This window comes from Mesorhizobium sp. M0664 (assembly GCF_040320565.1).
GTDB lineage: Bacteria > Pseudomonadota > Alphaproteobacteria > Rhizobiales > Rhizobiaceae > Mesorhizobium.
The window spans coordinates 569,343-595,081 of record NZ_JAMYPW010000001.1 but is presented as its reverse complement, the minus strand read 5'-3'; the positions used below and the strand labels follow the sequence as shown (position 1 = coordinate 595,081).

Below are 25,739 nucleotides of genomic sequence, written 5' to 3'. Positions count from 1 at the left end.
GCAGAGAGGCTAGCGAAGCGCGGCGGTGACGCCGTAGCCGTCAACGGCATTGTGGTCGTTGGCCGCGTCGGCGGAATAAATGCCGAGGCCGCACAAGACGATAGCCGACAACATGACAAAGGACAAAAAGGCTGCTTTCACGGACGTCATCTCTTGTTGAGCTTCCTGCATCTATGCACGAGCGGGTTACCAATGCGTTGAAACGCAAAATACGTCGCAAATGTCGGACGGTTTCGCGCTTCTAGGCATGTTCTGTATCGGCGGTGTGTCGCGCGGGTCACAGGAAAGGTTCATCGCGGTTGCACGCAAGATGCAGAGCGCGCGCCTTTTAGGCTGGCGGACAGACACAGGCCAAGGATGAAACGCGTTATCCCCGGCGGATTTGCCGCCGCGTGCCAAATATGCAACGTCGCCAAATACGTTGACTATATGGGCCGTCAGATCGTCGCCACCCAGGCGCGGGCGATGGCCAGGCCGGCGGCATCGGCTGGGGGTCCGTTGCGGGCCATTTCGTCGTCGAGCCGGACGGCCCAATCCGGATGGCGTTCGGCGATCAACGGTGCAAAGGACGTGCTCCAGTCGCGAACCATCGGCCGGTCGGCCTCGAAATGAAACTGGAAGCCATAGACGGCGCGGCCGATGCGGAACGCCTGGTTCTCGGCGACGGCGTTGCCGGCCAGCCGCACGGCAGTCTCGGGCAAGGCAAAGGTGTCGTCGTGCCACTGGAAGATCGGGAATTTTTCGGGCAAGGCGGCGAGCACCGGATCGGCCTGCGCCGCCGCGGTGAGCGCGACCTCGTGCCAGCCGAACTCCGATGCGGCGCCGATCTGGTTCTCGCCGCCAAAGGCGCGCGCGACCAATTGGCCGCCAAGACAGATGCCGAGCACCGCGCGATCCCTCTCGGCAAAGTCGCGCGTCAGGTCGAGCAGGCCCGGAAAGTAAGGACAGAGCTCGTCGTCCAGCGCATTCTGGGCGCCGCCGAGCACCACCATGGCGTCATGCCCGCCGCTGTCTTGCGGCAGCGCGTCGCCGCGATAGGGCCTGCGCAGGTCGATATCGGCGCCCGCCTCGACAAGGGCCGCGCCGATCTGGCCAAGGCCCTCATTGTCGAAGTTCTGGACAACCAAGACCCGCATCGAAACCTGCTGACATGAAATTGATGCAACGAGCGATATCATGGCGCCAGCATTGCAGCCAACAGGGAACGCCTATGCCACTGCAAAACCGGGTCGACCCGTTCGGCGCCATCCATGCCGTGCCGGAGCGCGGCCTGTTCATGGGCAATCGCGGCATCATTCACGATCCCGAGACGAGAACGCTGTTGAAGAAGCGCTGGGCGCTGCAAGCCTGGATCATCTGCGTCTGCGAATTCGGCAACGTGCGGCGCGAGCCGATGGGGCGCAACCGGGCTGGCGGCAAGGCCGGCTGGACCGAGCTGTTTTTCCTCGACGAGGTGACGGCGCTTGCCGCCGGCCACCGTCCCTGCTTCTTCTGCCGGCGCGAGCGGGCCAGGGATTTTGTCCGGCGTTTCGGCGACGCCTTCGGCATTGCCGAGCCACGCGCGCCGCAGCTCGACAAGCGCCTGCACAAGGAGCGGCTGGCATCGGGCGGGCGGGCGACGAGACTGGAATCGGAAGCGCTTGCGGACTTGCCGGACGGCACGATGATCTCGTCAGGAAACAGGGCGTACGCCCTGTTTGATGGCGCCGCGCTGCCCTGGAGTTTCGGCGGTTATGGCGAGCCGGTGGGGTTCGGCGGTTTTACCGACAGTCCAATCGGCATGCTCACGCCGGCGACAACTGTTTCGGTGCTGCAGAAAGGCTACGAGCCTGTCTGGCATCCTTCCGCCGAGGCTTGACGCCGAGGGTGACGTTGCCGCATTCCTCGGCGATGCGCGCCAATTACAAGATGCAGCGGCTGTTCGTGCCGGACGGGCTTGGACCGGACATCGAGTTCGACATCGGCCCGCAGCAGAGCCATTATCTCTCGCACGTGCTGCGGCTCGGCGAAGGCGCCGAGATTCTGGTCTTCAACGGCCGCGACGGCGAATGGTCGGCGGCGATCGCCACGAAGTCGAAGAAGGCGTTGCGCCTGAAGTTGCTGGCATTGCAGCGGCCGCAGCCGCCGTTGCCCGATCTCGTCTATTGCTTCGCGCCGCTGAAGCAAGGGCGGCTCGACTACCTCGTGCAAAAGGCGGTGGAGATGGGCGCCGGCATCCTGCAGCCGGTCATCACCCAGCATACGCAGGTGGCAAAGCCCGGCATCGAGCGCCTGCGCGCCAATGTCGTCGAGGCGGCCGAGCAATGCGGCATATTGGCGGTGCCAGAGCTGCGCGAAGCGGAAAAATTCGAGCGCCTGCTTGCGGGCTGGGACCGCGAGCGGCGGCTGATCTTCTGCGACGAGGATGCATCGACCAACAATCCCCTGCCGGCATTGCAGGCGGTGCGGGAGAGAAAGCTCGGGCTGCTGGTCGGACCGGAGGGCGGCTTTTCCGACGAGGAACGCAAGATGCTGAGAGCGCTGCCCTTCGTTACCGCCATTCCGCTCGGGCCGCGCATCCTGCGAGCGGATACGGCGGCGGTGGCGGCACTGGCGCTGATCCAGGCGACAATCGGCGATTGGTGATCAATTCCAATTACCCGCTGGCTCAGGATTTTTCGCTTGATCGGCTACTGACATTTCGTCCATCTAGCGCCGGCAGTGGCCGCGTGTCCTTTCGGGCGCGTAAAGGACGCTGTAGCATTTGATTGGGCACCTGATCCCTTCCGAAAATCGAAGCCGATTTTCAGGGTCATGTGCGGAGGGCTCCTATGGCGCGCGATACAACCGACTTCCGGCCGATAGAAAGCGTCGACGAACTCGTCGAGCATCTGGCCGAAGGCAACAAGCCGCGCGACAAATGGCGCATCGGCACCGAGCACGAGAAATTCCCGTTCTATGTCGACGGCAATGCGCCGGTGCCCTATGGCGGCGAGCGCGGCATCCGCGCCATCCTCGAAGGCATGCAGGACAAACTCGGCTGGGACCCGATCATGGATGCCGGCCGCATCATCGGCCTGGTCGAGCCGACCGGCCAAGGCGCGATCTCGCTGGAGCCAGGCGGCCAATTCGAGCTGTCCGGCGCGCCGCTGGAGACGATCCACCAGACCTGCCGCGAAGGCAATGCGCATCTGGCGCAGGTGCGCGAGATCGCCGAACCGATGGGCATTCGTTTTCTCGGCCTTGGCGGCAGCCCGAAATGGTCACTGGCCGAGACGCCGAAGATGCCGAAATCGCGCTACGAGATCATGACCCGCTACATGCCCAAGGTCGGCACCAAGGGCCTCGACATGATGTACCGGACCTGCACGATCCAGGTGAATCTCGACTTCGAAAGCGAAGCCGACATGCGCCGCAAGATGCAGGTGTCGCTGAAATTGCAGCCGCTGTCGACGGCGCTGTTTGCCAACTCGCCCTTCACCGAAAGCCGGCCGAACGGCTTGCAGAGCTGGCGCGGCGAGATCTGGCGCGACACCGACAATCAGCGCTCCGGCCTGCTCGAGTTCTGCTTCTCGCCCGATTTCGGCTTTGCCGACTATGTCGAATGGGCGCTCGACGTGCCGATGTATTTCGTCATCCGCGACGGCCAGTATCACGACATGACGCACATCACCTTCCGCCAGTTCATGGCGGGCGCTGCCCGTAACGACCTGCCGGACGGGCTGCCGACGATGGGCGACTGGGCGAACCATCTGTCGACGCTGTTCCCGGACGTGCGGTTGAAGCGCTTTCTCGAAATGCGCGGCGCCGATGGCGGGCCGTGGCGGCGCATCTGCGCGCTGCCGGCCTTCTGGGTCGGGCTGCTCTATGATGCGGCTGCGCTCGACGCCGCCGAGGCGCTGACCTCGAGCTGGAGCTATCACGAAGTGCTGGCAATGCGCAACGCGGTGCCGGAACAGGGCATTTCGGCGCCGTTCCGCAACACGATATTGCGCGAGATCGCCCGAGACGTGCTCGTCATCTCGCGCATGGGACTGAAGAACCGCGGCCGCAAGAACCGCGACGGCTACGACGAGACGTCGTTCCTCAACACGCTGGACGAGGTCGTCGCGCGCGGCACCACCAGCGCCGAAGAGATGCTGTCGGCCTACCACACACGCTGGGGCGGCTCGATCGAGCCGGTGTTCATGGAATACGCGTATTAACGCTTCGCTATCCGCTTGGCCGATGGTCCGGCAAATTCGCTTCAATCGGTGATGGAAACGAACTAGGCTTCTCCAACGAGGATTTTCCCGGAGAAGAAAACAATGCCTTCATTGTTCGATATTCTGGCACAGGCCCAGAACGGCAACGGCATGCAGGCGCTGGCCCAGCAGTTCGGGCTTTCGCAGCAACAGACGCAGGCGGCGGTCGCGGCGCTGCTGCCGGCCTTTTCGCAGGGGCTGAAGCGCAACACGGCGGACCCTTACGGGCTCGGCTCCTTCATGACGGCGATGGCCAGCGGCCAGCACGCCAAATATTTCGAGGATGCAAGCCGGGCCTTCTCGCCGCAGGGCCTCGATGAAGGCAACGGCATTCTCGGCCATTTGTTCGGCTCGAAGGACCTGTCGCGGGCCGTCGCCAACCAGGCCGCGCAGGCGAGCGGCGTCAGCCAGCAGGTGTTGCAGCAGATGCTGCCGGCAATCGCCTCGATGATGATGGGCGGGCTGTTCAAGCAGACCAACAACCAGCTAGGCGGGCAGATGCATGCGGCAGGCGGCGGCAATCCGCTTGGCGAGCTCATCGAGCAGATGATGCGGCAGGCGGGCGGCGGCGGCCAGGCGCCGGCCCCTCAGCCTGCAGCCCCCACGGATAACCCGCTCGGCAAGGTGTTGCAGGACATGTTCGGCGGCGCACAGCAGCCGCAACAGACGCAGAGCCCTTACGGCGACAACCCGCTGGGCAAGGTGCTGCAGGACATGTTCGGCGGCGGACAGCAGCCGCAAAGCCAGCCGCAGCAGACACAGAACCCTTATGGTGACAATCCGCTCGGCAAAGTACTGCAGGACATGTTCGGCGGCGGTGCACCACAGCCGCAGCAGCCGCAGAACCAACCCCAGCAAACACAGAACCCTTATGCTGACAATCCGCTCGGCAAGGTGCTGCAGGACATGTTCGGCGGTGGCGCACCGCAGTCTCAGCCGCGTCAGGCGCCGCAGCAGCCCCAGGCGCCGCAGCCGCAGGCCAATCCGAGCGGCAGGCCGAGAAATCCGTTCGACGACCTGTTCGGCAAGATGTTCGAGACAGGCGCCCAGCAGCGCGACGACTACCAGAAAGGCATGGAGTCGATCTTCGACCAGTTCAAGCAGGGCATGGGCCGGCGCTAGACCAGACACCGGCAACCAATCATCAGTGCCGCCCAAAAAAGAAAGCCCGGTCCTGGGAGGACCGGGCAGCGCGCAGGCTGGCCGGGGGGATCCGGCAGGGAGTGGGGAGCCTGCGTAACTTGGTGGCGTCGTACCTCAAAAAGGTTCAACGCGCCCGAACGGCGAAACCACGCGATCACACGACCTTGCGGGCAATATCCTCGATCGTTTCGGCGCGCTCGACGGCGATGACGCGAAGCCTCTCTGTCGGATCGCGGCCAAAGGGTACACCGACAGCGACGTGCAGGTCGGCGCGCGTCAGACCGATGTCGGCGAGCTCGGCATCCGACATCTCGCCGAGGCGATAAAAGGCGCGGCGGTTTTTCCAGGCGCGGTAAATACTGGCAGCCGCATTGGCCACGCGCGTCGCAACGGCCGGACGCGAGGTGATGCGCGAGGTCTCGGTGGCGAAATCAAACGTAGCCATGTCGGTCTCCTTTAGACTCGAACGGACAAAACCGGTCGATCGGGCGCTGGCGACAGCGGCCGTTCCGGCTTCGATTCATCTAAGATGATGCATGTCGTCGCCCCAAAACCGGTGCCCACTTTTGGGCGACATGCATTCGCTTCATGTGGACAATCGGAATTTGCCATGGCCCGATTGATTAATCCAACGAATGTTTCTAATCTTTAGCATCAGCATCAATGATGGATTAGGCCAATGAAAGCGCCGCTCGATCTCGATCAGTTGCAGACCTTCATCTCGATTGTCGACACCGGCAGCTTTACCCGCGCGGCGGAAGCGGTGCATCGGACCCAGTCTGCGGTGTCGATGCAGATGCGGCGGCTGGAGGAACGGATCGGCAAGCCGCTGTTCGAAAAAGACGGCCGCACCAACAGGCTGACCGAGGAAGGCGACAGACTGCTCTCCTACGCAAGGCGGCTGCTCTATCTCAACAAGGAAACACTGGCCGCCTTCGACGACCGCCGGCTCGAAGGCACCATCCGCATCGGCACGCCGGACGATTATGCCGATCGCTTCTTGCCAGAGATCATGGCGCGGTTTGCCCGTTCCAACCCGCATGTCGAACTGACCGTTATCTGCGAACCGACGCCGGGACTGGTCGAACACATCAAGCGCGGCAATCTCGACCTGGCGCTGGTGACGCACAACGACGCGCGCGGCCAGTCGGAAGTGGTGCGGCGCGAACCGCTGCTGTGGGTTACCTCGGCCAACCATGCGACGCATGAGCAGCCGATCCTGCCGATGGCCTTCGGCCGGCCGAACTGCATCTGGCGGCGGGCCGCCGCCGACGTGCTCGATCAGCAGAGCCGCGACTATCGCATCCTGTTCACCAGCTTCTCTGCCACCGTCATCGCCGCCGCGGTGCTCTCCGGCCTGGCGATCTCGGTGCTGCCGGAATGCGCCCTGCGGCCCGGCATGCGGGTGCTGGGCGAGGCCGATGGTTTCGGCGCCCTGCCCGATTGCCGCATCGGCATCATGCGCGGTCAGACCTCGCGGCCGGAGATCGTCGACGCGCTTGCGCGCCACATTTCGGAGAGCCTCGACAATATTTCCGTGCCACTCGGCGAGGAGACCGGCACGTTCGACTTCGCCGCCCTCGCCTTCGCCAAGATGAAGCGGACCAAGCCGAACCAAATCCTGCCGGGCTGGTGATCGCGCGATTGGGGCGGACATCGAACACGGCCGCCTTGACGCCGGCCAGCAACCGTCCCCCAATCGGCCGATGAGCGACGCAGCATCCGAATCACGCACCAACGCTACCGAATATACGGTGAGCGAGATTTCCGGCGCGCTGAAGCGTACGGTCGAGGACGTCTTCGGCAATGTACGGGTGCGCGGCGAGATTTCCGGCTATCGCGGACCGCATTCCTCCGGCCATGCCTATTTCTGCCTGAAGGACGATCGCGCGCGGCTCGACGCCGTGGTGTGGAAGACCACAATGAGCCGGCTGAAATTCCGTCCGGAGGAAGGCATGGAGGTGATCGCCACCGGCCGGCTCACCACCTATCCCGGAAAGTCGAACTACCAGATCGTTATCGACAATCTCGAGCCGGCCGGTGCCGGTGCGCTGATGGCGCTGCTGGACGAGCGCAAGCGCCGGCTGCAGGCCGAAGGCCTGTTCGAGGCGTCGCGCAAGCGGCGTCTGCCGTTCATGCCCTGCGTCATCGGCGTCGTCACCTCGCCGACAGGCGCCGTCATCCGCGACATCATCCACCGCATCAAGGATCGGTTTCCACTGCACGTGCTCGTCTGGCCGGTGCGGGTGCAGGGCGAGACGGCGGGTGCGGAAGTGACGGCTGCCGTCAACGGCTTCAACGCACTGCCATGGGACGGCGCCATCGCGCGGCCCGATCTGTTGATCGTGGCACGCGGCGGCGGCAGCCTGGAGGATCTGTGGGGCTTCAACGACGAAGCGCTCGCCCGGGCCGTCGCCGCTTCGGGTATTCCGGTGATTTCCGCGGTCGGCCACGAGACCGACTGGACATTGATCGATCTGGCTGCGGATGTGCGGGCGCCGACGCCGACAGGCGCCGCCGAGATCGCCGTGCCGGTCAAGGTCGACCTCGAAGCGACGCTTGCCGGCCTTGGCGCGCGGTTGAAGACCGCACTGTCGCGCAATTTCGAACGCAAGCGGCAGGCGGCACGCGCGGCCGCCCGGGCGCTGCCCTCGCCCGACCAGTTGCTGGCGCTGCCGCGGCGGCGCTTCGACGAGGCGACGAGCCGGCTCGGCCGGGCGCTGTCGGTCAGCGTCGAGCGCAAGCGAGCCAGGCTTCTGGGGCAGCGGCTGACGCCAGCGACCTTGTCGCGGCGCATGAACGAAGCCCGCACTCTGACCCGCCGCGACCTCGCCCGAGCGCAAGCGGCGTTCTTCGCCATCGTGCGCGAGCGTCGGGCGCGGTTTTCACGCACGGCGACCAGACTGTCACCGGCGCCGATCGCCAGACGGCAGAAACTGCAAGGCGATGCACTGCTGGCACTGACACGGCGGCAGGACCAGGCGATTTCAAGACGGCTGGACCGCCTGCGTGGAAAACTGACGCAGGCCGACCGGCTGCTGGCGACGCTCTCGCACAAGGCCGTGCTGGCGCGAGGCTTTGCGCTGATCAAGGATGTGGACGGCGCCGTGGTCAAGCACGCGGCAGAAGTTGTGTCGGGGATGGCGCTTTCGCTGGAGTTCGCCGACGGCACCGCCGATGCAGTCGCCATCAGTGGCACGGCGCGGCCGAAGACGGTTGCCAAGCCCGCGGCCAAGCTCAAGGCGCCGGGCGGCCAAGGTTCGCTTTTCTGAGGGTGACCAAGACTTCTTTGAGGGTGAAATGACCGACCCGCACCTTGCGACGCCCTCGGGCAAACTGCGCGCCCGCGCCTTCGCGATCCCATTCGATGGAACGCCGGGCCGCTTCAACGCCATCACCGATGTGCCTGGCGTGACGGTGGGCTATACGACGCTGATCTCAGGGGATGGGCCGCTCCTCGTCGGCAAGGGTCCGGTACGCACCGGCGTGACCGCGATCCTGCCACGGCCCAGAGGCGAGTTGGCCGTCCCGGCGTTCGCCGGGATGTTCAGCGCCAATGGCAATGGCGAACTGACCGGCTCGCATCTGATAGAGGAACTTGGAGCGTTCAATCTTCCCATCACCATCACCAACACGCATTCCTGCGGCGTCAGCCGCGACGCAACGTTGCGCTGGATGCAGGCGGTGCTGCCGCAATCGCTCGACAGCGCCTGGGCGCTGCCGGTGGCGGGCGAGACTTACGACGGCTTCCTGAACGATATCAACGGCCACCATGTCAGCTTCGAGCACGTGTTTTCCGCGCTCGAAACGGCTGAAAGCGGGCCGATCGAAGAGGGCAGCGTCGGCGGCGGCGCAGGCATGATCACCTTCGGCTTCAAGGCAGGGTCCGGCACATCCTCGCGCCGCGTCGACTGGAATGGAGAGCGTTTCACGATCGGCTGCTTCGTCCAGTCGAATTTCGGTGCACGGCGGAACCTCGTGATCCGTGGCATCAGAGCCGGAGCGGAACTCGCCGAACCGGCGACCCGGGACAACACGCCGCGAGCGGAAAAGAGCTCCATCATCGCGATCGTCGCCACCGATGCGCCATTCATGCCGCACCAGTTGAAACGGCTGGCGAAACGCGTGCCGCTCGGCGTGGCGCTAACCGGCGGCTATGGATACAATTCGTCCGGCGATATCTTTCTGGCCTTCAGCACGGCCAATCCCGACGCGGCGCGCGGCGCGGCCGGCAAGCTGGTCAGCGCCGGCTATATACCGGATGCCGACATCAACCCGTTCTTCGACGCCGTCGTTCAGAGCGTGGAAGAGGCAATCCTCAATGCTCTGGTCGCCAATGAAGACATGACCGGGCGCGACGACAATTTCGTGCCGGCGTTGCCGGAAGCATGGCTCGAGGAGAGATTTGGCAAAGCTGCGCGGCGATAAGACCGCGCAACTGCATCAGACAGGCAATGTTCGCCCGGCAGGTTTTGCCGGGGGGCGGTCCCGTCAGCCGGCAGGCTTGTTGGAATTCCGCTCGTCCTGATCGGCCTCGGCCGCCTCTTCGAGCCTCGAAGCAATGAGCTCCTGAATGTCGCCGACCTCTTCCTGGATATCCTCCAGGGGTATGCCGGCTTCGGCCGCCTTGGCCGCACATTCCCTGGCGAGGGTCTCGGCCTGCTTCTCGATCCTGGCTGGCGAGGGCTGGCAGTGGACTTTTTCGCCAATCCACCCGCGCAAGAACTCGATTGCGTGTTCACTCATACTGCTGTTTCCCTAGCGGCTATGCCGGTTGGTAATCATAAACGTCGGCATCTTCGAAAAGATGCGTGCTGCCATTCGAGCCGAGTCGGCTTCGCCCGGCAAGCCGAACTTGTCCGAGGTCCACAGAGCCGAAGGGAATGGAGGGTTCAAGGAGCACGTTCTAGTTCTTGAGGACTGATTCTCTCGAGGAAACTCGTTCGACCCGCGCTATTGTTTCTATTTGCTTTTTGTCGGTTTTCAAGCCGTTTTAGATCACAATAGATGTCGCAATGACTAGCACATTTACCGCGCTCTCGCCGGCACCATGTAAGAGGCGAGCCGTCAAAGCCGCCGCTATATAGTGATAACCATTTGCAATGTCGACTCTGCTTGCGGTCCTGCTTCTTTCCGCCGCGCTTGCTGGGAGATATGTGGTGTGACGGGCCTTGCCGTGCAAGCTGCCGAGCGCCTCATGCAAGGCGTGCAATAGCGTCTTGTGGAACCCTGAAGTGCTTGCCTAGGGTGGCTCTCTACCGCTGGCGGTAAAGGATCATGCCGGCATGATAGAGGACGCCTTCGACGAACTCACCATCCGCGGTGAAGCCCGCATCGTCCCAGTATTCTATGTGGTTGCCGTGCACGTCATAGCGTCCCCGGTAGGCGCTTTCGCGGTCACCGCGCGCTTCGTCATAACGGCCGTTCGGCAGGAGTTCGTGCCTGATATGGCGATCCTCGGTGACCCACATTCCGACATAGGGATGATCTTGGTGCGTCATTGGTTCCTCCGCAAGGATTGGAGTTGCAGGAAGGGTCAGGCCGGTTGGAGCTACAGCAACGGCAATACCCGTAAGCACTGCGGCCAAAGTGGATCGCATCAATGCGCCGCCTTCGTCGGACGCACGACTATCTCGTTGACGTCGACATCGTCGGGCTGTTCGATTGCATAGCGCACTGCCCTGGCGACGGCATCGGGTTTCAGTGCAATAGCACGCCAGCTTTTCATGGCGGCGGCAGCGGCTTCGTCGGAGATCGTGTTCGCCAGCTCGCTTTCCACCACGCCAGGATGAATGCAGGTTACGCGGATATCGTCACTCTCCTGGCGGAGCCCATCGGAAATCGCGCGGACAGCGTATTTCGTTGCGCAATAGACGGCAGCCGTGGGCGAGACGGCCAGTGCGCCAATGGAACCGATATTGATGATGTGACCGGAGCCGCGTGCCGTCATCTCGGGCAGAACCGCCGCGACGCCGTACAGAACACCCTTGATGTTGACGTCCACCATCAGCTCCCACTCGTCGACCTTCATGGCTGCCATGGCCGACAGCGGCATGACGCCCGCATTGTTGACGATGACATCGACCTGGCCCCATTCGGCCCGGGCTGCCTCGGCGAATGCTGCGACATCCGCCCTCCTGGTGACGTCGAGCGCTCGCACGCGAACCGTTCCACCAGATGCCTCGATTTCGGCCGCAAGCGCTTCAAGGGGGTCGGTGCGGCGTGCGCCGAGCATCAGCTTCGCACCTGCCGCGCCAAGCTCGCGGGCAATGCCAGCGCCGATGCCGCTGGAGGCACCGGTGATCAGAACAACTCTGTTCATGGTCATCGATCCTTTTGGTCTGTGATTATTTTCACGATGTGAAGGGATTTGGTGCGGGTGAGCTCCCGCTGCGCGCCGGCCCTATTGGGGGCTCACTGGGCGGTGTAGCCGCCATCGACCAGAAACAAGGCCCCGGTGATGAAACTGGATGCCGGCGAGGCAAGAAAGGCGATGGCCTCGGCAACTTCTTGCGGCTGGCCGATCCGGCCGATTGGATGCGCGCCGCCGAAGCTGCGCAGCATCTCCCGGCCATTCTCCACCACGCCTTCCATGATGTCGGTTTCGATCACGCCAGGGGCAACGGCGTTGCAGCGAATGCCCATGCGCCCGTATTCGATCGCGATCACCTTGGTCAGCTGTGCGACAGCCGCCTTGGACGAGGCATAGGCCGCCTGCGTCTCGAAGGCCGCAACCGCCGAGATCGATGAGACATTGACGATCGCGCCGCCACCGCCGGCGGCCATCAGTTCCACAGCGGCACGGGCAGTGACGAAGCTGCCGCGCGCGTTGATCTGCAGGATGCGGTCATAGTCGTCGACCGAGGTCTCAGTCAGTCGTTTGTTGAGCGTGCGACCGGCATTGTTCACGACGATGTCCAGTCGTCCGAAGCGCTTCGCGGCGAGTTCGACCGAGCGTCTGGCCAGGTCCTCGTCGGCGACATCGCCGACCAGCGTTGCCACATCCTCGGTTTCCAATTCGCGTACGCTGTCGCTGAGATCGCTTGCCACGATCCGGGCCCCGCGGGCACGCAGCAGCTCCGCCGTGCAACGACCGATTCCGCGTGCCGCGCCGGTCACGAGGGCGACTTTTCCATCCAGGTCCCAGGAGGAAGGGAGTGATGTCATGGGATATCTCCTTGTCGGTCGGCTTCGGCTTGGATCGGGAGGATCAAGCCTTCTTGCCGTTGCGACAGAGATAGAGCCATGGCATTGTCGCGATAACCCGCCTGCCGTTAACCTCGATGGTAAGTTTGACTAACCAATGGATATCGATCTCAATGCAATTGCCGTCTTCGTCGCGGTGGCCGAGGAACGCAATTTTCGTGCTGCGGCAGGCCGGCTAGGCGTGACGCGCTCAGCGGTCAGCCAGAGCATCCTCAGGCTTGAACAGCGCCTTGGCATCGCATTGCTGCAGCGCACGACACGCAGCGTCAACCTGACCGAAGCGGGCGAGCGCCTGCTGGCGAGCGTCGCACCGGCGATCGCCGACGTGAACGCGGCAATCGAAGCCACCACGGAGTTGCTGGACCGCCCGCGCGGCCGCCTGCGGATCGCGGTTTCGTCTATCGCAGAGGCCTTTCTGTCAGGACCGTTGCTGGCGTCCTTTGCAGAAAAGTTTCCCGAGGTGCATCTGGATATTGTGGTCACCGACGAGGAATTCGACATCGTTGCCGAAGGCTATGATGCGGGAGTGAGGCTCGGCGAAGTGATCGAGCAGGACATGATTGCCGTGCCGGTATCGGGCGATCAGCGACAGATGGCCGTCTGCGCTCCGCGCTATCTCGAAAAGTTCGGAGCACCCGCCCATCCGCGCGAGCTTGTGGCACATCGATGCATCGGCTGGCGGCCGGCGCCGGGAGTTTCGCCCTATCGCTGGGAGTTCGGCGAGGACGGGCGCGAGTTCGACGTGGCGGTTGCGCCCGAGATCACTACCAACGACATGTGGCTGATGATCCGGCTGGCCGTTGCAGGCGCCGGAATCACGTTCGGCATGGCCGATACATTCCGCCCCTGGCTCGACCGCGGCGAGCTCGTGCCAATCCTCGACAGCTATCTTCCGCCGTTTGCGGGTTTCTATCTCTATTTCCCAAGCCGACGAAATATCGCGCCGAAGCTGAGAGCCCTCGTGGACCACCTGCGCGCCACGCGCCAGGCGCGGGATCGCAGGTAACCGCAACCGGATCGTAGAGATCGCTTGCGCTATTGGTCAGAAGCCTGGCTGAAAGCTGAATGGTACCGTTGGCTGGGATCGAACCAGCGACCTCCGGATCCACAATCCGGCGCTCTAACCATCTGAGCTACAACGGCACGTTTGCCTGAGCGGGATCGAGATGAAACGTTCGGGACCCGCTCTGTCGTTCGGCGATGCGTCCATACGGGCTATCGGAGTTTAATTCAAGGCTTTTGGCAAGGCAAAAGCTCGCTCCGGCATCGAGTCATTTTCCGCCGGACAAAAGAAAAGGCCGGCGGGAGGAGGTGCCGGCCTTTTCCTGTTACGAGCCAGCGGGAGGAGGTGCTGGCTGGTCACCCCGGTGGGCAGAGGGAGGAGGTTCCACCCGCCGGGTATTCACTTAAACCACTATATCGCACATCTATTTGTCTGACGAAATGCGACCTTTTGATGCATCGTCAAACTGTGCGCAAATATTAGGCGATCTTGATTTCTTTCACGGCCTTCTCGAAGGCGGTCTTGATCGGCTTGGAGACGTCCTCGGCCGCCTTGGCAGCAACCGCCTGGAAGTCCTTAGCCTGCTCGACGGTCATTTCGACGCGCTTGCGCAGGAAAGCGGTCTGCAACTCGACGACTTCCGACAGCGACTTGGCGCCGATCAGCGCTTCGAAATGCGAGAAGCCGGCTTCGGCATTGGCGCGCAGGGCGGCGATGGTCTTGAGCGACAGGTCGCTGGAAACGGACTTGGCGGTCTCGTAGGTCGACTCCAGAGCCTTCTGGGTCTCCTCGGCGCCGGTCTTCAGCTTGGCGTAGGCCTCTTTCGACTGCTCAACGCCCTTTTCGGCGAAGGCACGGATCTGGTCGGTGGCCTTCGAAGCGTCGAAGCTCGGGAATTCAACGTTTTCGATCGTTTCAGCGGTCTTGGTCCTGGACATTTTCCATCCTTTTCAGCGGCAGCGGCTTTGACAAAATGCCGTCTCGTTCATCTATCATGGCAATATAAAGGCAAATTTTGTGCATTGCAACATGTTTGTTGCATCGCACCATAAAATATTTGGTTCGCGGCGTTAACCACGCGCCTAGAGATTCCGCTGGTTGCACGCTATGACTTGTGGACCTTCGCGCCGTCGGCTTTTATTAACAAAGCGTTAACCGCAAATTGCCCGCTCTGTGAGGGTCGTCAAGCGCATGCCGGCTGAAAACTACTCCTTCCTTGACGTCGCCGTGCTCGACGCCGTCCGCCTGCGCTTCGCCGCAGGCGACGCGATCGCCATTCTGTCGGCAGATCTCGAGCAGGTGATCTGGGCCAACGGGCCCGGCGCGGCGGTATTCGGCTATCCGGACATCGGCGCTATCATCGGCGCCTCGGCAGGGTTGCCGCTGATCGCCCGGCGCCAGATCATGGCAACCAGCGGTTTTCCGCAGATCGGCCGCGACCGTGCCATCACGGTCCGGCTGGCGACCGGCCTGACCAGCCGCGCCGTCGGTTTCCTGGCCAGCGCGGTGACCATGCCCGATGGCGAGGAAGCAATCATGCTGGCGCTGCCGGCGGCGCAGACCGGCTCGCGCAGCGCCGCCGAGATCGCCGACCGCGCCATCGGTGGCTTTACGGAAGACGGCCACTACATCGCCTTTGTCGATGCCAAGGGCAATATCGACGCCGCATCGGACGGCTTTTCGGCGCTCGGCATCCGGCCTGAGACGCTGGCCGCGCTTGTCGCCGACGTGGCGAACGAGAGCGACCGCATCGTCAAGCGCCTGGTTCCGGGTGGGTCCAGCTCCTATCCCGCGGGCCTTGCCCGGCTGACGGAAGAGCGGCACCTGCTGGTGGTGATCGACGAGGACCGGCTTGACGGCGAGGCTCCCGATGGCGAACGCGCCGGCGGGGAAACCGAGGCGGCAGCGGCACCGAGCGGTGGCGATCTTCCCCAACCAACGGACCAGGACAACGAGCAGCCGATCGCCAGCAGCGGCGCGGCGGAGATCGACCTTGCAGCGATGGAAGGCACCTCGGCATCGGCGGAGCACGAACCTGCCGACGCGGCCGACGATCACCGCACGGTTGGCAACGCGCCGACGCAGCATGACCATTGGTACTTCAATGCCGGCGACGACGCGCAGGTCCCGCCCGGCGCAGCTGCGTCCAGCGAAGTCGAGACCAGCCCGGACGCTTCGCAGGCCAGCCCGGATACTTCGCCGGAAAGCGCCGCAAAAGCCACCAAAGCCGCCTCGCCGGCCGAACACCGCGCTTCGGCGATCGATCGCACCGCCGCGCCCATGCGTTTCGTCTGGCGTACCGACGCGGAGGGCCATTTCAGCGCCCTGTCGCCGGAATTTGCCGAACTCGTCGGCAAGCCTGCCGCCGACGTGATCGGCCGCCGCTTCGAGGATGTTTCGGCCGCCTATGGCCTCGATGCTTCTGGCGAGATCGCCGGCCTGCTCGAACGGCGCGACACCTGGTCCGGCCGCTCCGTGCTGTGGCCGGTCGCCGGCACCGATCTGAAGATACCCGTCGATCTGGCGGCGCTCCCGGTTTACAGCCGCAGCCGCGTTTTCGAAGGTTTTCGCGGTTTCGGCGTGGCCAGGAGCGGCGATGCGGTGGTCGATCCGGATGCCGTCGGCATGGCCCTTGTCGCCGAGGAGAAACCTGCCGCGACCATCGGGCCGAAAGCCGTCGAACCTCTCTCCGAGATACCTAAACCCGCCGATCCGTTCAGGGGCGAAGTGCCGGCATTGACCATCGTGCCAAAACCCGAGCGGCGCTTTGCCGACAAGGTGATCCGGCTGGCCGAGCACCGGCAGCCGGCCAACGACAAGGGCCTGTCGACGCTGGAACGCAGCGCGTTTCGCGAGATTGGCGAGCGTCTCAAGAAGGACAGCACCCCGGCCGAAGAACAGCCCAGCGCCGGAAAGCAGAAGCCGGTTGAGAAAGTCGAGGCAGCCGGCAAGGCCGACGAGCCAAAGCTGAAAGAAGCCGGCCCGACGGACAAGGGTGAGATGCCGGCGCAAGGTCCGGAAAGCGAGGCGGCTGCCGCCGAACCGCCCGAGGCCGATGCCGAGGACCAGAAGGACCTCGCCCGACTTGACGGCGAGCAGCCGGATGAGGCGGTAGCAGAGGCGCAAGCCGGCGAACCCGTCACACGCCCTGTTTCCGGATCGCTGCTCGACTATGCCGACCGCGAACCCAGAGATGAGGCGCAGGAAGGCGTTGAGCCCAGCACGAACCGTCGAACGATCGTCGCCGAAGCGCCGCGGGATGGCGACGACGACAGCATGACGGCCGAAGACTTCCGTGACGCCGAGGACAGCGAGGATTGGTCCGAGGACAGCGCAGCCGCAGCCGACGCTGCCGGCCATGTGCCGCCCGTCGAGCGGCCGCAGGCACCACCGCTCAAACTCGACGGCTTCGTGCCGTCGGCGTTTGCCGGAGAGGACAACACGGGGCCGGATACCTCGATCCTCGGCAAGCTGCCAGTGCCGGTGCTTATCCATTCCGGCGACCAGCTGCATTACGCGAACGACGAATTCCTCGGATTGACCGGCTATGCGACGCTCAATGCCCTGGACGAGGCTGGCGGGCTCGGCGCGCTGTTTGCCGACCCTTATGCCGACGACGGCAGTTCGGATGGCGGCGACCGCGCTCTGCGGCTGAAAACGCGCGAAGGTCAGGAGTTTCCGATCGATGCGATTTTACGCTCCGTGCCCTGGGGAAACGGCAAGGCGCTGATGCTGGTCGTACGTCGTTCCGGCGACGACGAGGCAGCAGCCATTCCACATGGCGCCGCCGAAGACCAAACGCAGCCGGATGTTTCCGAGCTCAAGGCACGCATTGCCGAAATGCGCACTATCATCGACACCGCCACCGACGGCGTCGTGCTGATCGGCCGTAACGGAACGATCCGTTCAATTAGCCGTCCGGCGGAAGCGCTGTTCGGCTTCGACAGCGACGAGGTGACCGGCAAACCGTTCGTCTCGCTGTTTGCGATCGAAAGCCAGCGCGCGGCGCGTGACTATCTCGAGGGGTTGTCGGAGCCCGGCGTTGCAAGCGTGATGAACGATGGCCGCGAGGTGATCGGGCGCGAGGCGCAGGGGCGTTTCATTCCGCTGTTCATGACCATCGGCAGGCTGCCCAACGACAGCGGCTTCTGTGCGGTGGTGCGCGATATCACCCAGTGGAAGCGGGCCGAAGAGGACTTGACCCAGGCGCGCGCGGTCGCCGAACGCGCCTCGTCGCAGAAGACCGATTTTCTGGCCCGCATCAGCCACGAGATCCGCACGCCGCTCAACGCCATAATCGGCTTTTCCGAGCTGATGGTCGACGAGAAATTCGGGCCGGTGGCCAATGACCGCTATCGCGACTATCTGCGCGACATCAACCGTTCGGGCAACCACGTGCTCGATCTGGTCAACGACCTGCTCGACATTTCGAAAATCGAGGCCGGCCAGCAGGAGATGGCCTATGAGGCGGTGTCGCTTAACGACACGCTGGCCGAAACCGTGGCGATGATGCAGCCGCAGGCCAACCGGGAACGCGTCATCATCCGCTCCAGCTTCGCCTCGCGGCTGCCGGAAGTGGTGGCCGATCTGCGCAGCGTGCGGCAGATCGCGCTCAACATCCTGTCGAACGCCGTCCGCTACACGCAGGCTGGCGGCCAGGTGATCGTGTCGACGGCTTACGAGATCTCCGGCGATGTCGTCATGCGCGTGCGCGATACCGGCATCGGCATGAGCCAGTCCGAGATCGAGCAGGCGCTGAAGCCGTTCAAGCAGATCAATGCGCTGAAGCGCGGCCGTGGCGACGGCACGGGTCTTGGGCTGCCGCTGACCAAGGCGATGGTCGAAGCGAACCGGGCCCGGTTCACCATCAACTCGACGCCCGGCGAGGGAACCTTGGTCGAAGTCGCCTTTCCCTCGACCCGCGTGCTCGCCGGTTAGCTATGGTTGCGCAAAGAAAAAAGGCGTCCAACAGGACGCCTTGAATGATAGGATTGCTGTCACAACGGGGCTTGAGCGAATCAGATCCTCTCGGGGCTAAGAGGAACGGGATTTCTCCCTCAAGTTACGCACGACTATTGATGCCGGGCCTTAACAAATCCTTACCGGCACGCCGGAAAATTTACCAATGTGTACCACTCATGAAATCTAGGTAAATTCCGAAGAGATAATTTGTTAACGATACCGGAGACCTCAAAACAGCTCCTACCTTGGATCCCGGGGTCAGTCGGCAAGCTGCGGCAGGTTGCGGAACAGCTCGAGCGCTTCGGGATTGGCGAGCGCTTCCTTGTTCTTGATGGCGCGGCCATGCACCATGTCGCGTACCGCGAGCTCGGTGATCTTGCCCGATTTGGTGCGCGGAATATCGCTGACGGCGACGATCTTGGCCGGCACGTGGCGCGGGCTCGCCCCGCTGCGGATTTTCGCGCGGATGCGTTTTTCCAGCTCGGCATCGAGCTCAACGCCGGCCGCCAGCCGCACGAACAGCACGACACGCACGTCATTGTCGAAATCCTGGCCGATGCACAGCGCTTCGAGGATTTCCGGCATCTGCTCGACCTGATTGTAGATCTCCGCCGTGCCGATCCTGACACCGCCCGGATTGAGCGTGGCGTCGGAACGGCCATGGATGATCAGGCCGCCATGGACGGTCCATTCGGCGAAATCGCCGTGGCACCAGACATCGTCGAAACGTTCGAAATAGGCGGCTTTGTATTTCCTGCCGTCAGGGTCGTTCCAGAAGCCGATCGGCATCGCCGGAAACGCCTTGGTGCAGACGAGCTCGCCCTTCTCCTGACGGAGCGGGCGGCCGTCATCGTCCCAGACATCGACGGCAAGGCCGAGCCCGGGCCCTTGGATCTCGCCGGTCCATACCGGTTCGATCGGCACGCCGAGCACGAAGCAGGAGACGATATCGGTGCCGCCGGAAATCGAAGCCAGATGCACGTCCTTCTTGATGCCTTCATAGACGAAGCGGAAATCTTCCGGCGACAACGGCGAGCCGGTCGATGAGATGGTGCGCACGCTGGAAAGATCATGCGTGCCGATCGGCTTCAGGCCGGCCTTGCGCACGGAATCGATGAATTTGGCCGAGGTGCCGAAATAGGTCATCTTTTCGGCATCGGCGAAGTCGAACAGCGCATTGCCGTCCGGGTAGAACGGCGAGCCGTCGTAGAGCAGCAAGGTGGCGCCCGATGCCAGGCCCGACACCAGCCAGTTCCACATCATCCAGCCGCAGGTGGTGAAGTAGAAGAAGCGGTCGCCGTCGAGCAGGCCGGCATGCAGCCGTTCTTCCTTGACGTGCTGGATCAGCGTTCCGCCGGCCGAATGGACAATGCATTTGGGAATGCCGGTCGTGCCCGATGAAAACAGGATGTACAGCGGATGCGAAAACGGCAGCCTTTCGTAGGCGACAGGCCTTGCGCCAAAGGGTGACAGCGCCTCTTCCAGCGCAGCCGCCTTGCCGATGGTCGCGGCGACGTCGAGCGAGGTACCGAGATAGTCGACAATGAGGACTTTGCGGACGGTGGCGAGCTTGCCCGCCACGGCCGCGATCTTGTCGGCGACTTCGATCGCCTTGCCATTGTACCAGTAGCCGTCCGGCGCGATGAACACGACAGGCTCGATCTGGCCGAACCGGTCGAGAACCCCCTGCTCGCCGAAATCTGGGGAGCAGGACGACCAGACCGCGCCGATCGAGGCGGCCGCCAGCATTGCAGCAACCGTCTCCGGCATGTTGGGCATCATCGCGGCGATGCGGTCGCCCTTCTTCACCTTGAGCGACAGGAAAAGCTGCTGCAGGCGCGAGGTCAGCGCATGCAGCTCGTTCCAGGACAGCCGCCGCTCGACCTTGTCCTCGCCGCGAAAGACGATTGCGTCGCCAAGCCCGGTTTTCTTCAGGAGATTCTCGGCGAAGTTCAGCTTCGCATCAGGGAAGAAGGTCGCGCCGGGCATCTTGTCGCCATCGACCAGCACGCGTTCGCCCTTGTCGCCGACGATGCCACAAAAGTCCCAGACCAGGCTCCAGAAGGTCTCGCGATCATCGATCGACCAGCGATGCAGGTCGGCATAGGAGGAGAAAACCTTGCCGGCCATGTTCGCCGCGGCGTTCATGAAGGCGGTCATCGGCGCCGCGTCGATCTGCTCTTGCGTCGGGATCCAGAGCGGTGCGTCGTCAGCCATCATTGTTTCTCCGTAGGCTGCATCGCTTATGCATATCGCGATGCAGCAGAGCAAGATTTTGTTGGACCGCGCCGGTCAGGGTGTGCGCAAATGCCATCGCCGGGCCATAAAGACTTGAAATGCGTCAGCCGTCGGTTACACCCGTCGGGCGATTTTGTCGGAATGGAAGCATACGGGGCGATATGCCATCACCTTTGATCCGACGCGGAATATGGGCGATCGGCGCAGCCGTCATCGTCATCGCGCTGGTTGTCGCAGCCTTGCCGTTGATCGCCTCGACCCGCATCGTACGCGACCGTATCGCGTGGGAAATGAGCGCCTGGAGCGGTTTCCGGGTCACCATCGACGGCGCGCCGCGCATCGAGGTCTGGCCGAATTTCCGGGCGATCCTGAGCGACGTGACGCTGTCGCAATGGACAGAGACGGATGCGCCGCCCGTGGTCGAGGCCGAACGGGTCGAGGTCGACCTCTCAGCGATGGCGGCGCTGCGTGGCGATGTGGTGTTTTCGACGGCGCGGCTGGTACGACCGACGATCCGGGTTCAGCGTACCGCGAGCGGGTTTTTCCTACCTGCGATTCCTAGCGGCGGGCGCATTACGCGTTCGATCGATGCTGCCCGCGCGGTGATCAACACAAATCCCGCCAAGCCGGATCTCGGCAAGCTGCCGACAGATCCGTTCGGCACAGTCGAGTTCAGGGACGGCCGCGTAGTGGCTGCCATCGGCGGCAAGGACCAGGAGATATTGAGCAGCCTGAGCGGCCAGGCGAACTGGGCCGCGATGAACAGCAATGCGACGCTGTCGGCGACCGGGATATGGCGCGGCGAAAGCGTTGCCATCGACGCCGCATCGCCGAACCCGCTCGTGCTGTTTGGTGGCGGCACAGCACCGGCCACATTTTCCTTCAAGGCGGCACCGGCCAGTTTTTCGTTCGACGGCCGCGCCAGCATGTCGGAGAACGGCTATTTCGACGGCCAGGCGAAATTCGCCGCACCTTCGCTCCGACGCGTGCTCGAATGGTCGCAGGCCGGCATCGCGCCCGGTGCCGCAATCGGCTCGATCTCGGTTTCAAGCAAGATCACGGCAACGGCCGGGCGCGTCAAATTTGAAAACACGGCCCTGACCCTCGACAACAACCCGGGAATGGGTGCGCTGGACTTCACCTATGGTGAGGCACTGCCGGTGATCTCCGGCACACTTGCCTTCGATACGCTCGACCTCAGATCATTTCTCTCCGCCTTTACGCCGGTACCATCCGCCGGCGGCACCGGCCCGGGCGAAATCGATACGAGCTTCGCCGACCGGATCAATCTCGATCTCAGGCTGTCGGCGGCGCATGCCACCGCCGGCGCCATCCAGCTTGCCGACGTCGCTGCCACTGCCCAGGTCAAGAACGGCCTTGCCGTCTTCGACATCTCGGATGCATCCGCCTTTGGCGGCAACGTCCAGAGCAGCGTCCGTTTCGACCGCAAGCCCGCCGGCACGGAAGTCGAGATCCGGCTGCTTGCTTCCGATATCGACGGCGGCGCTTTCGGCACCGCGGCCGGGATGACACGGCTGGTGCCGATCGGCACTGGAACCGTTTCGGTCATCCTCAAGGGGCCTGGCAGAACCTGGGACTCGATTTTTGAAAACGCCAATGGCTCGCTGTCGGCGACGTTCGGCGCGGGTGCGCTGAGCCGGCTTAACCTGCCGGCGTTCCTCAAGCACACCGAACAGGGCGGATTCTTCGCGCTGGACGACGTCTCGGACGGAACGCTGCCGATCGACGGGGCCGAGCTCAAGGCGAGCATTTCGAACGGCGTGGCGCGCATCGACAAGGCCGAGGTGAATTCCGCGCAATACAAGATCTGGCTTTCCGGCATCGCATCCTATGCCGGACGCGGGCTGGCGCTGTCCGGCGGCATCGTCCAGCCGAGCCAGGCTGCCACGCAGACGAACGGCCAGGGACCCAATCAGTCGTCCTTCTTCGTCGGCGGAACGTGGAGCACGCCGTTCATCTCGCCGATAAGCCGCGGCGTTTCGGGAGAGTAAGCAGCAGCAGCAGCTTCAACCGCGCTGCGCGGCCTGCTCGTCGCGCTGGCGCTGCACCTCGCGGCGTTTGTTTGCGAGCGAAGCGATGATCACGCCAACTGCGACGACCGCGATCAAGATGGTGCAGGCTGCGTTGATTTCCGGCGTCACGCCAAGGCGGACCTGGCTGTAGATCTTCATCGGCAGCGTCGTGGCGCCGGGTCCCGAGGTGAAGCTGGCAATAACCAAATCGTCGAGCGACAGCGTGAAGGCCAGCATCCAGCCGGAGACGATAGCCGGCATGATGACCGGCAGCGTGATCTGGAAGAAGGTCTTCACCGGTGGCGCACCGAGGTCCATCGCGGCCTCTTCCAGCGAACGATCGAAAGTGATCAGGCGCGACTGAACCACCACCGCGACGAAGCACATGGTCAGCGTGGTGTGGGCAAGCGTCACCGTCAGAAAGCCGCGGTCGAGGCCGACGGCGACGAAGAGCAGCAGCAGCGACAGGCCGGTGATGACTTCCGGCATGACCAGCGGCGCAAACACCATGCCGGAAAACAGAAGCCGGCCGCGAAAGCGCGTGTAGCGTGTCAAGGTGAGCGCCGCCAGCGTGCCGAGCACGGTCGCCACGCTTGCCGAGATGACGCCGACGCGGGCCGTCACCCAGGTGGCGTCCATCAGACCCCGGTTGTGGAACAGCGACACGTACCATTTCGTCGAGAAGCCACCCCAGACGGTGACCAGCTTCGATTCGTTGAACGAGAACACGACGAGCAGGACGATCGGCAGGTAAAGAAAGGCAAAGCCGAGCACGATCGAGGTAATATTAAAGCGGCTCCAGGTCGCGTTCATTGGTCCTGCTCCTGGGCGCGCGCCTGGGCTCGCTGGAAGAGCATGATCGGCACGATCAGCAGCAGCAGCAAGATGACGGCAACCGCGGACGACACCGGCCAGTCACGGTTGGCGAAGAACTCGTTCCACAGCGTTCTGCCGATCATCAGCGTCTGCGAGCCGCCGAGCAGGTCGGGAATGACGAACTCGCCGACGGCGGGAATGAACACCAGCAGGCAGCCAGCGATGACGCCGGGCAGCGACAGGGGGAAGGTGATCTTCCAAAAGGCGCTGGTCGGCGGACAGCCGAGATCCTTGGCGGCCTCGATCAGAGAATGGTCCATCTTCTCCAAGGACGAATAGAGCGGCAGCACCATGAACGGCAGATAGGAGTAGACGATGCCGATGAAGATCGCCGTATAGGTGTTGAGGATGATCAGCGGTTGGCTGATGATGCCGGTGGCGAGCAGCAGCTGGTTGAGCAGGCCCTCGGGCTTAAGGATGCCGATCCAGGCGTAGACACGGATCAGGAACGAGGTCCAGAACGGCAGGATCACCAGCATCAGCAAGGTCGGGCGAATCGTCGCTGGGGCGCGCGCCATGCCATAGGCTATGGGATAGCCGACCAGCAATGTCAGGACCGTCGAGATGGCGGCGACGATGACGCTCGTCACATAGGCATTGAAGTAAAGCGCATCCTGCGTCAGCCAGGTATAGTTGTCGAAATTGAGCGCGCCGAATTCCGAGATAAACCCGGAAATGCCGCTGCGGAAATCGAGCACCGGCGTGTAGGGCGGCATGGCGATCGCAGTCTGCGACAGCGAAATCTTGAAGACGATGATGAAAGGCACGAGAAAGAAGAACAGCAGCCAGAGGTAGGGGATGATGATGACGAGCTGGCTAACGAAGGCGGCTCCCAGCCTGACCAAGGCGGATTTGCCGGCAGCGCTTGCCGGAGAGCTTGTTGCGGCGGTGACAGCGGACATGATCAGTCCCTACCGTGTCAGGACGACGCCGGCGTCGGGGCGGAAAGAAACCCAGGCGCGGTCGTTCCAGGTCAATGGGTCCTCGGTGAGGCGTGCCGCGTTCATGGTGCTCGCCCGCACCACCTGACCGTCGTCCAGCCTGACGTGATAGACGGTCATGTCGCCGAGATAGGCTATGTCGTAGACCTCGCCTTCGATGGCGTTGACGGCACCGGCCGGCTTCGTGGAGGACACCTTGATCTTCTCCGGCCTGATGGCGAAGGTGACGGATGTTCCGGCGGCGGCACTGCCGGCATTTTCGGTCCGGATGGTGATGCCGTTGCCGGCATCGATGCTCGCGCTGCCGGCCTCGCCAGCCGCGATCTTGCCGTCGAACATATTCACATTGCCGACGAAGCCGGCGACGAAGCGGGAACCCGGCGCTTCGTAGACCTCGGCCGGCGTCGCCACCTGCATCACCTCGCCCTTGTCGATGATGGCGATGCGGTCGGCCATCGTCATCGCCTCTTCCTGATCATGGGTGACGACGACGAAGGTGAGGCCGAGGTTCTGCTGCAGGTCCATCAGCTCGAACTGGGTCTCCTCGCGCAGCTTCTTGTCCAGCGCGCCAAGCGGCTCGTCGAGCAGCAGGACTTTCGGCCGCTTTGCCACCGAGCGCGCGAGTGCGACGCGCTGGCGCTGGCCGCCCGACAATTGGTGCGGTTTGCGCTTGGCGAACTGCTCGAGCTTGACCAGCTTCAGCATCTCGGCGACGCGCTTGTCGATGTCGGCCTTGGCCATGCCTTCCTGCTTGAGGCCGAAGGCGATATTGTTCTCGACCGTCATGTGCGGAAACAAGGCGTAGGACTGGAACATCATGTTGACCGGCCGCCGGTAGGGCGGAATGCCGCGCAGATCCTGGCCGTCGAGCAGGATGCGGCCGGCGGTCGGCTCCTCGAAGCCCGCAAGCATCCTGAGCAGTGTCGATTTCCCGCAGCCTGAGGCCCCCAGCAAGGCAAAGAATTCGCGTTCGAAAATGGTCAGCGACAGGTTGTTGACCGCTGTGAACTCACCGAATTTCTTGGTGACGTTGTCGAACTGGATGTATGGCTTGGCGTTCGGATCGTTCCATGGCGCAAAATCCCTGCGGATGCTGCCAAGCGATTTCATGTCC

At 63.4% G+C, this 25,739-nt stretch carries 22 protein-coding genes and 1 tRNA gene; 10 read left to right on the top strand and 13 right to left on the bottom strand.

Annotation, left to right across the window (positions count from 1 at the left end; all coding sequences use genetic code 11):
- Nucleotides 1-9 precede the first annotated feature (9 nt).
- Both NKI39_RS02690 and NKI39_RS02685 read right to left on the bottom strand, forming a co-directional pair.
- The gene (locus NKI39_RS02690; RefSeq protein WP_292664785.1) at nucleotides 10-150 is read right to left on the bottom strand and encodes a hypothetical protein; all 141 of its coding nucleotides are present in this window, start codon (nucleotides 148-150) and stop codon (nucleotides 10-12) included.
- Nucleotides 151-437: 287 nt separating this feature from the next.
- Entirely contained in the window at nucleotides 438-1,136 is a 699-nt protein-coding gene (locus NKI39_RS02685) for a type 1 glutamine amidotransferase (protein ID WP_352502086.1), read from the bottom strand.
- Nucleotides 1,137-1,210: 74 nt separating this feature from the next.
- On the opposite strand from NKI39_RS02685, the gene NKI39_RS02680 reads away from it, so the two are divergent.
- The 4 genes from NKI39_RS02680 to NKI39_RS02665 all read left to right on the top strand — a co-directional run bounded on the left by NKI39_RS02680 (nucleotide 1,211) and on the right by NKI39_RS02665 (nucleotide 5,345).
- Nucleotides 1,211-1,858 carry a hypothetical protein gene (locus NKI39_RS02680; RefSeq protein WP_352502085.1) on the top strand — a complete coding sequence of 216 codons (648 nt, stop codon included), beginning with the start codon at nucleotides 1,211-1,213 and terminating at the stop codon, nucleotides 1,856-1,858.
- A 32-nt stretch (nucleotides 1,859-1,890) separates the two neighbouring features.
- On the top strand, nucleotides 1,891-2,625 hold the full coding sequence (locus tag NKI39_RS02675; protein WP_352502213.1) for a 16S rRNA (uracil(1498)-N(3))-methyltransferase: 735 nt from the start codon (nucleotides 1,891-1,893) through the stop codon (nucleotides 2,623-2,625).
- A gap of 185 nt (nucleotides 2,626-2,810) precedes the next feature.
- Nucleotides 2,811-4,184 (top strand): glutamate--cysteine ligase, encoded by a 1,374-nt coding sequence (locus NKI39_RS02670; protein ID WP_352502084.1) that lies wholly within the window; start codon nucleotides 2,811-2,813, stop codon nucleotides 4,182-4,184.
- 102 nt (nucleotides 4,185-4,286) lie between these two features.
- On the top strand, nucleotides 4,287-5,345 hold the full coding sequence (locus NKI39_RS02665; RefSeq protein WP_352502083.1) for a DUF937 domain-containing protein: 1,059 nt from the start codon (nucleotides 4,287-4,289) through the stop codon (nucleotides 5,343-5,345).
- A gap of 175 nt (nucleotides 5,346-5,520) precedes the next feature.
- Here NKI39_RS02665 and NKI39_RS02660 read toward each other — a convergent pair whose 3' ends face one another.
- Entirely contained in the window at nucleotides 5,521-5,811 is a 291-nt protein-coding gene (locus NKI39_RS02660; RefSeq protein ID WP_352502082.1) for a DUF1127 domain-containing protein, read from the bottom strand.
- 234 nt (nucleotides 5,812-6,045) lie between these two features.
- Here NKI39_RS02660 and NKI39_RS02655 point away from each other — a divergent pair, with 234 nt between their 5' ends.
- The 3 genes from NKI39_RS02655 (at nucleotide 6,046) to NKI39_RS02645 (ending at nucleotide 9,794) form a co-directional block, all read left to right on the top strand.
- Nucleotides 6,046-7,002: a LysR substrate-binding domain-containing protein gene (locus tag NKI39_RS02655; protein WP_023680469.1), complete on the top strand. Its 957-nt coding sequence runs from the start codon at nucleotides 6,046-6,048 to the stop codon at nucleotides 7,000-7,002.
- Between the two features lie 70 nt (nucleotides 7,003-7,072).
- Nucleotides 7,073-8,638, top strand: a complete 1,566-nt coding sequence (xseA, locus tag NKI39_RS02650) for an exodeoxyribonuclease VII large subunit (RefSeq protein WP_352830564.1) — start codon at nucleotides 7,073-7,075, stop codon at nucleotides 8,636-8,638.
- Nucleotides 8,639-8,666: 28 nt separating this feature from the next.
- Nucleotides 8,667-9,794, top strand: coding sequence for a DmpA family aminopeptidase (locus tag NKI39_RS02645; protein ID WP_352502080.1), 1,128 nt, complete (start codon nucleotides 8,667-8,669; stop codon nucleotides 9,792-9,794).
- A gap of 63 nt (nucleotides 9,795-9,857) precedes the next feature.
- On the opposite strand, the gene NKI39_RS02640 is transcribed toward NKI39_RS02645, so the two are convergent.
- From NKI39_RS02640 to NKI39_RS02625, 4 genes are all read right to left on the bottom strand, one after another.
- A complete protein-coding gene (locus tag NKI39_RS02640) occupies nucleotides 9,858-10,112 on the bottom strand; it encodes a DUF768 domain-containing protein (RefSeq protein WP_023677464.1) in 255 nt (84 codons plus the stop codon).
- A 509-nt stretch (nucleotides 10,113-10,621) separates the two neighbouring features.
- Nucleotides 10,622-10,966, bottom strand: a complete 345-nt coding sequence (locus tag NKI39_RS02635; protein WP_352502079.1) for an Atu4866 domain-containing protein — start codon at nucleotides 10,964-10,966, stop codon at nucleotides 10,622-10,624.
- Entirely contained in the window at nucleotides 10,966-11,694 is a 729-nt protein-coding gene (locus tag NKI39_RS02630; protein WP_352502078.1) for an SDR family oxidoreductase, read from the bottom strand. Before NKI39_RS02630 ends, NKI39_RS02635 begins: the two co-directional genes overlap by 1 nt.
- Nucleotides 11,695-11,780: 86 nt before the next feature.
- Nucleotides 11,781-12,533: an SDR family NAD(P)-dependent oxidoreductase gene (locus tag NKI39_RS02625; protein WP_352472702.1), complete on the bottom strand. Its 753-nt coding sequence runs from the start codon at nucleotides 12,531-12,533 to the stop codon at nucleotides 11,781-11,783.
- A 136-nt stretch (nucleotides 12,534-12,669) separates the two neighbouring features.
- Here NKI39_RS02625 and NKI39_RS02620 point away from each other — a divergent pair, with 136 nt between their 5' ends.
- Nucleotides 12,670-13,578 (top strand): LysR family transcriptional regulator, encoded by a 909-nt coding sequence (locus NKI39_RS02620; RefSeq protein WP_352502077.1) that lies wholly within the window; start codon nucleotides 12,670-12,672, stop codon nucleotides 13,576-13,578.
- Nucleotides 13,579-13,638: 60 nt separating this feature from the next.
- On the opposite strand, the gene NKI39_RS02615 is transcribed toward NKI39_RS02620, so the two are convergent.
- A tRNA-His gene (locus NKI39_RS02615) sits at nucleotides 13,639-13,715 on the bottom strand.
- A gap of 339 nt (nucleotides 13,716-14,054) precedes the next feature.
- Entirely contained in the window at nucleotides 14,055-14,513 is a 459-nt protein-coding gene (locus NKI39_RS02610; RefSeq protein ID WP_254819298.1) for a phasin, read from the bottom strand.
- A 253-nt stretch (nucleotides 14,514-14,766) separates the two neighbouring features.
- Here NKI39_RS02610 and NKI39_RS02605 point away from each other — a divergent pair, with 253 nt between their 5' ends.
- Nucleotides 14,767-18,513, top strand: coding sequence for a PAS domain S-box protein (locus NKI39_RS02605; RefSeq protein WP_352830558.1), 3,747 nt, complete (start codon nucleotides 14,767-14,769; stop codon nucleotides 18,511-18,513).
- Between the two features lie 282 nt (nucleotides 18,514-18,795).
- On the opposite strand, the gene NKI39_RS02600 is transcribed toward NKI39_RS02605, so the two are convergent.
- On the bottom strand, nucleotides 18,796-20,754 hold the full coding sequence (locus NKI39_RS02600; RefSeq protein WP_352502212.1) for an acetoacetate--CoA ligase: 1,959 nt from the start codon (nucleotides 20,752-20,754) through the stop codon (nucleotides 18,796-18,798).
- 182 nt (nucleotides 20,755-20,936) lie between these two features.
- Here NKI39_RS02600 and NKI39_RS02595 point away from each other — a divergent pair, with 182 nt between their 5' ends.
- A complete protein-coding gene (locus tag NKI39_RS02595) occupies nucleotides 20,937-22,787 on the top strand; it encodes an AsmA family protein (protein WP_352472706.1) in 1,851 nt (616 codons plus the stop codon).
- Between the two features lie 15 nt (nucleotides 22,788-22,802).
- On the opposite strand, the gene NKI39_RS02590 is transcribed toward NKI39_RS02595, so the two are convergent.
- From NKI39_RS02590 to NKI39_RS02580, 3 genes are read right to left on the bottom strand one after another with little or no spacing between them, the layout of a single operon-like run.
- A complete protein-coding gene (locus NKI39_RS02590) occupies nucleotides 22,803-23,621 on the bottom strand; it encodes an ABC transporter permease (RefSeq protein ID WP_352773952.1) in 819 nt (272 codons plus the stop codon).
- On the bottom strand, nucleotides 23,618-24,586 hold the full coding sequence (locus NKI39_RS02585) for an ABC transporter permease subunit (protein ID WP_352502073.1): 969 nt from the start codon (nucleotides 24,584-24,586) through the stop codon (nucleotides 23,618-23,620). The genes NKI39_RS02590 and NKI39_RS02585 overlap by 4 nt, the downstream gene beginning before the upstream one ends.
- Before the next feature lie 9 nt (nucleotides 24,587-24,595).
- Nucleotides 24,596-25,735, bottom strand: coding sequence for an ABC transporter ATP-binding protein (locus NKI39_RS02580; protein ID WP_023677452.1), 1,140 nt, complete (start codon nucleotides 25,733-25,735; stop codon nucleotides 24,596-24,598).
- Nucleotides 25,736-25,739: the final 4 nt, after the last annotated feature.

What these genes read in the sequence shown, in the direction of transcription:
- NKI39_RS02690 (WP_292664785.1), bottom strand. Translation starts at nt 150, where the DNA reads ATGACGTCCGTGAAAGCAGCCTTTTTGTCCTTTGTCATGTTGTCGGCT.
- NKI39_RS02580 (WP_023677452.1), bottom strand. Translation starts at nt 25,735, where the DNA reads ATGAAATCGCTTGGCAGCATCCGCAGGGATTTTGCGCCATGGAACGAT.
- NKI39_RS02645 (WP_352502080.1), top strand. Translation starts at nt 8,667, where the DNA reads ATGACCGACCCGCACCTTGCGACGCCCTCGGGCAAACTGCGCGCCCGC.
- xseA (WP_352830564.1), top strand. Translation starts at nt 7,073, where the DNA reads ATGAGCGACGCAGCATCCGAATCACGCACCAACGCTACCGAATATACG.
- NKI39_RS02680 (WP_352502085.1), top strand. Translation starts at nt 1,211, where the DNA reads ATGCCACTGCAAAACCGGGTCGACCCGTTCGGCGCCATCCATGCCGTG.
- NKI39_RS02640 (WP_023677464.1), bottom strand. Translation starts at nt 10,112, where the DNA reads ATGAGTGAACACGCAATCGAGTTCTTGCGCGGGTGGATTGGCGAAAAA.
- NKI39_RS02610 (WP_254819298.1), bottom strand. Translation starts at nt 14,513, where the DNA reads ATGTCCAGGACCAAGACCGCTGAAACGATCGAAAACGTTGAATTCCCG.
- NKI39_RS02670 (WP_352502084.1), top strand. Translation starts at nt 2,811, where the DNA reads ATGGCGCGCGATACAACCGACTTCCGGCCGATAGAAAGCGTCGACGAA.
- NKI39_RS02660 (WP_352502082.1), bottom strand. Translation starts at nt 5,811, where the DNA reads ATGGCTACGTTTGATTTCGCCACCGAGACCTCGCGCATCACCTCGCGT.
- NKI39_RS02620 (WP_352502077.1), top strand. Translation starts at nt 12,670, where the DNA reads ATGGATATCGATCTCAATGCAATTGCCGTCTTCGTCGCGGTGGCCGAG.
- NKI39_RS02585 (WP_352502073.1), bottom strand. Translation starts at nt 24,586, where the DNA reads ATGTCCGCTGTCACCGCCGCAACAAGCTCTCCGGCAAGCGCTGCCGGC.
- NKI39_RS02655 (WP_023680469.1), top strand. Translation starts at nt 6,046, where the DNA reads ATGAAAGCGCCGCTCGATCTCGATCAGTTGCAGACCTTCATCTCGATT.
- NKI39_RS02590 (WP_352773952.1), bottom strand. Translation starts at nt 23,621, where the DNA reads ATGAACGCGACCTGGAGCCGCTTTAATATTACCTCGATCGTGCTCGGC.
- NKI39_RS02600 (WP_352502212.1), bottom strand. Translation starts at nt 20,754, where the DNA reads ATGGCTGACGACGCACCGCTCTGGATCCCGACGCAAGAGCAGATCGAC.
- NKI39_RS02635 (WP_352502079.1), bottom strand. Translation starts at nt 10,966, where the DNA reads ATGCGATCCACTTTGGCCGCAGTGCTTACGGGTATTGCCGTTGCTGTA.
- NKI39_RS02685 (WP_352502086.1), bottom strand. Translation starts at nt 1,136, where the DNA reads ATGCGGGTCTTGGTTGTCCAGAACTTCGACAATGAGGGCCTTGGCCAG.
- NKI39_RS02625 (WP_352472702.1), bottom strand. Translation starts at nt 12,533, where the DNA reads ATGACATCACTCCCTTCCTCCTGGGACCTGGATGGAAAAGTCGCCCTC.
- NKI39_RS02595 (WP_352472706.1), top strand. Translation starts at nt 20,937, where the DNA reads ATGCCATCACCTTTGATCCGACGCGGAATATGGGCGATCGGCGCAGCC.
- NKI39_RS02665 (WP_352502083.1), top strand. Translation starts at nt 4,287, where the DNA reads ATGCCTTCATTGTTCGATATTCTGGCACAGGCCCAGAACGGCAACGGC.
- NKI39_RS02605 (WP_352830558.1), top strand. Translation starts at nt 14,767, where the DNA reads ATGCCGGCTGAAAACTACTCCTTCCTTGACGTCGCCGTGCTCGACGCC.
- NKI39_RS02630 (WP_352502078.1), bottom strand. Translation starts at nt 11,694, where the DNA reads ATGACCATGAACAGAGTTGTTCTGATCACCGGTGCCTCCAGCGGCATC.
- NKI39_RS02675 (WP_352502213.1), top strand. Translation starts at nt 1,891, where the DNA reads ATGCGCGCCAATTACAAGATGCAGCGGCTGTTCGTGCCGGACGGGCTT.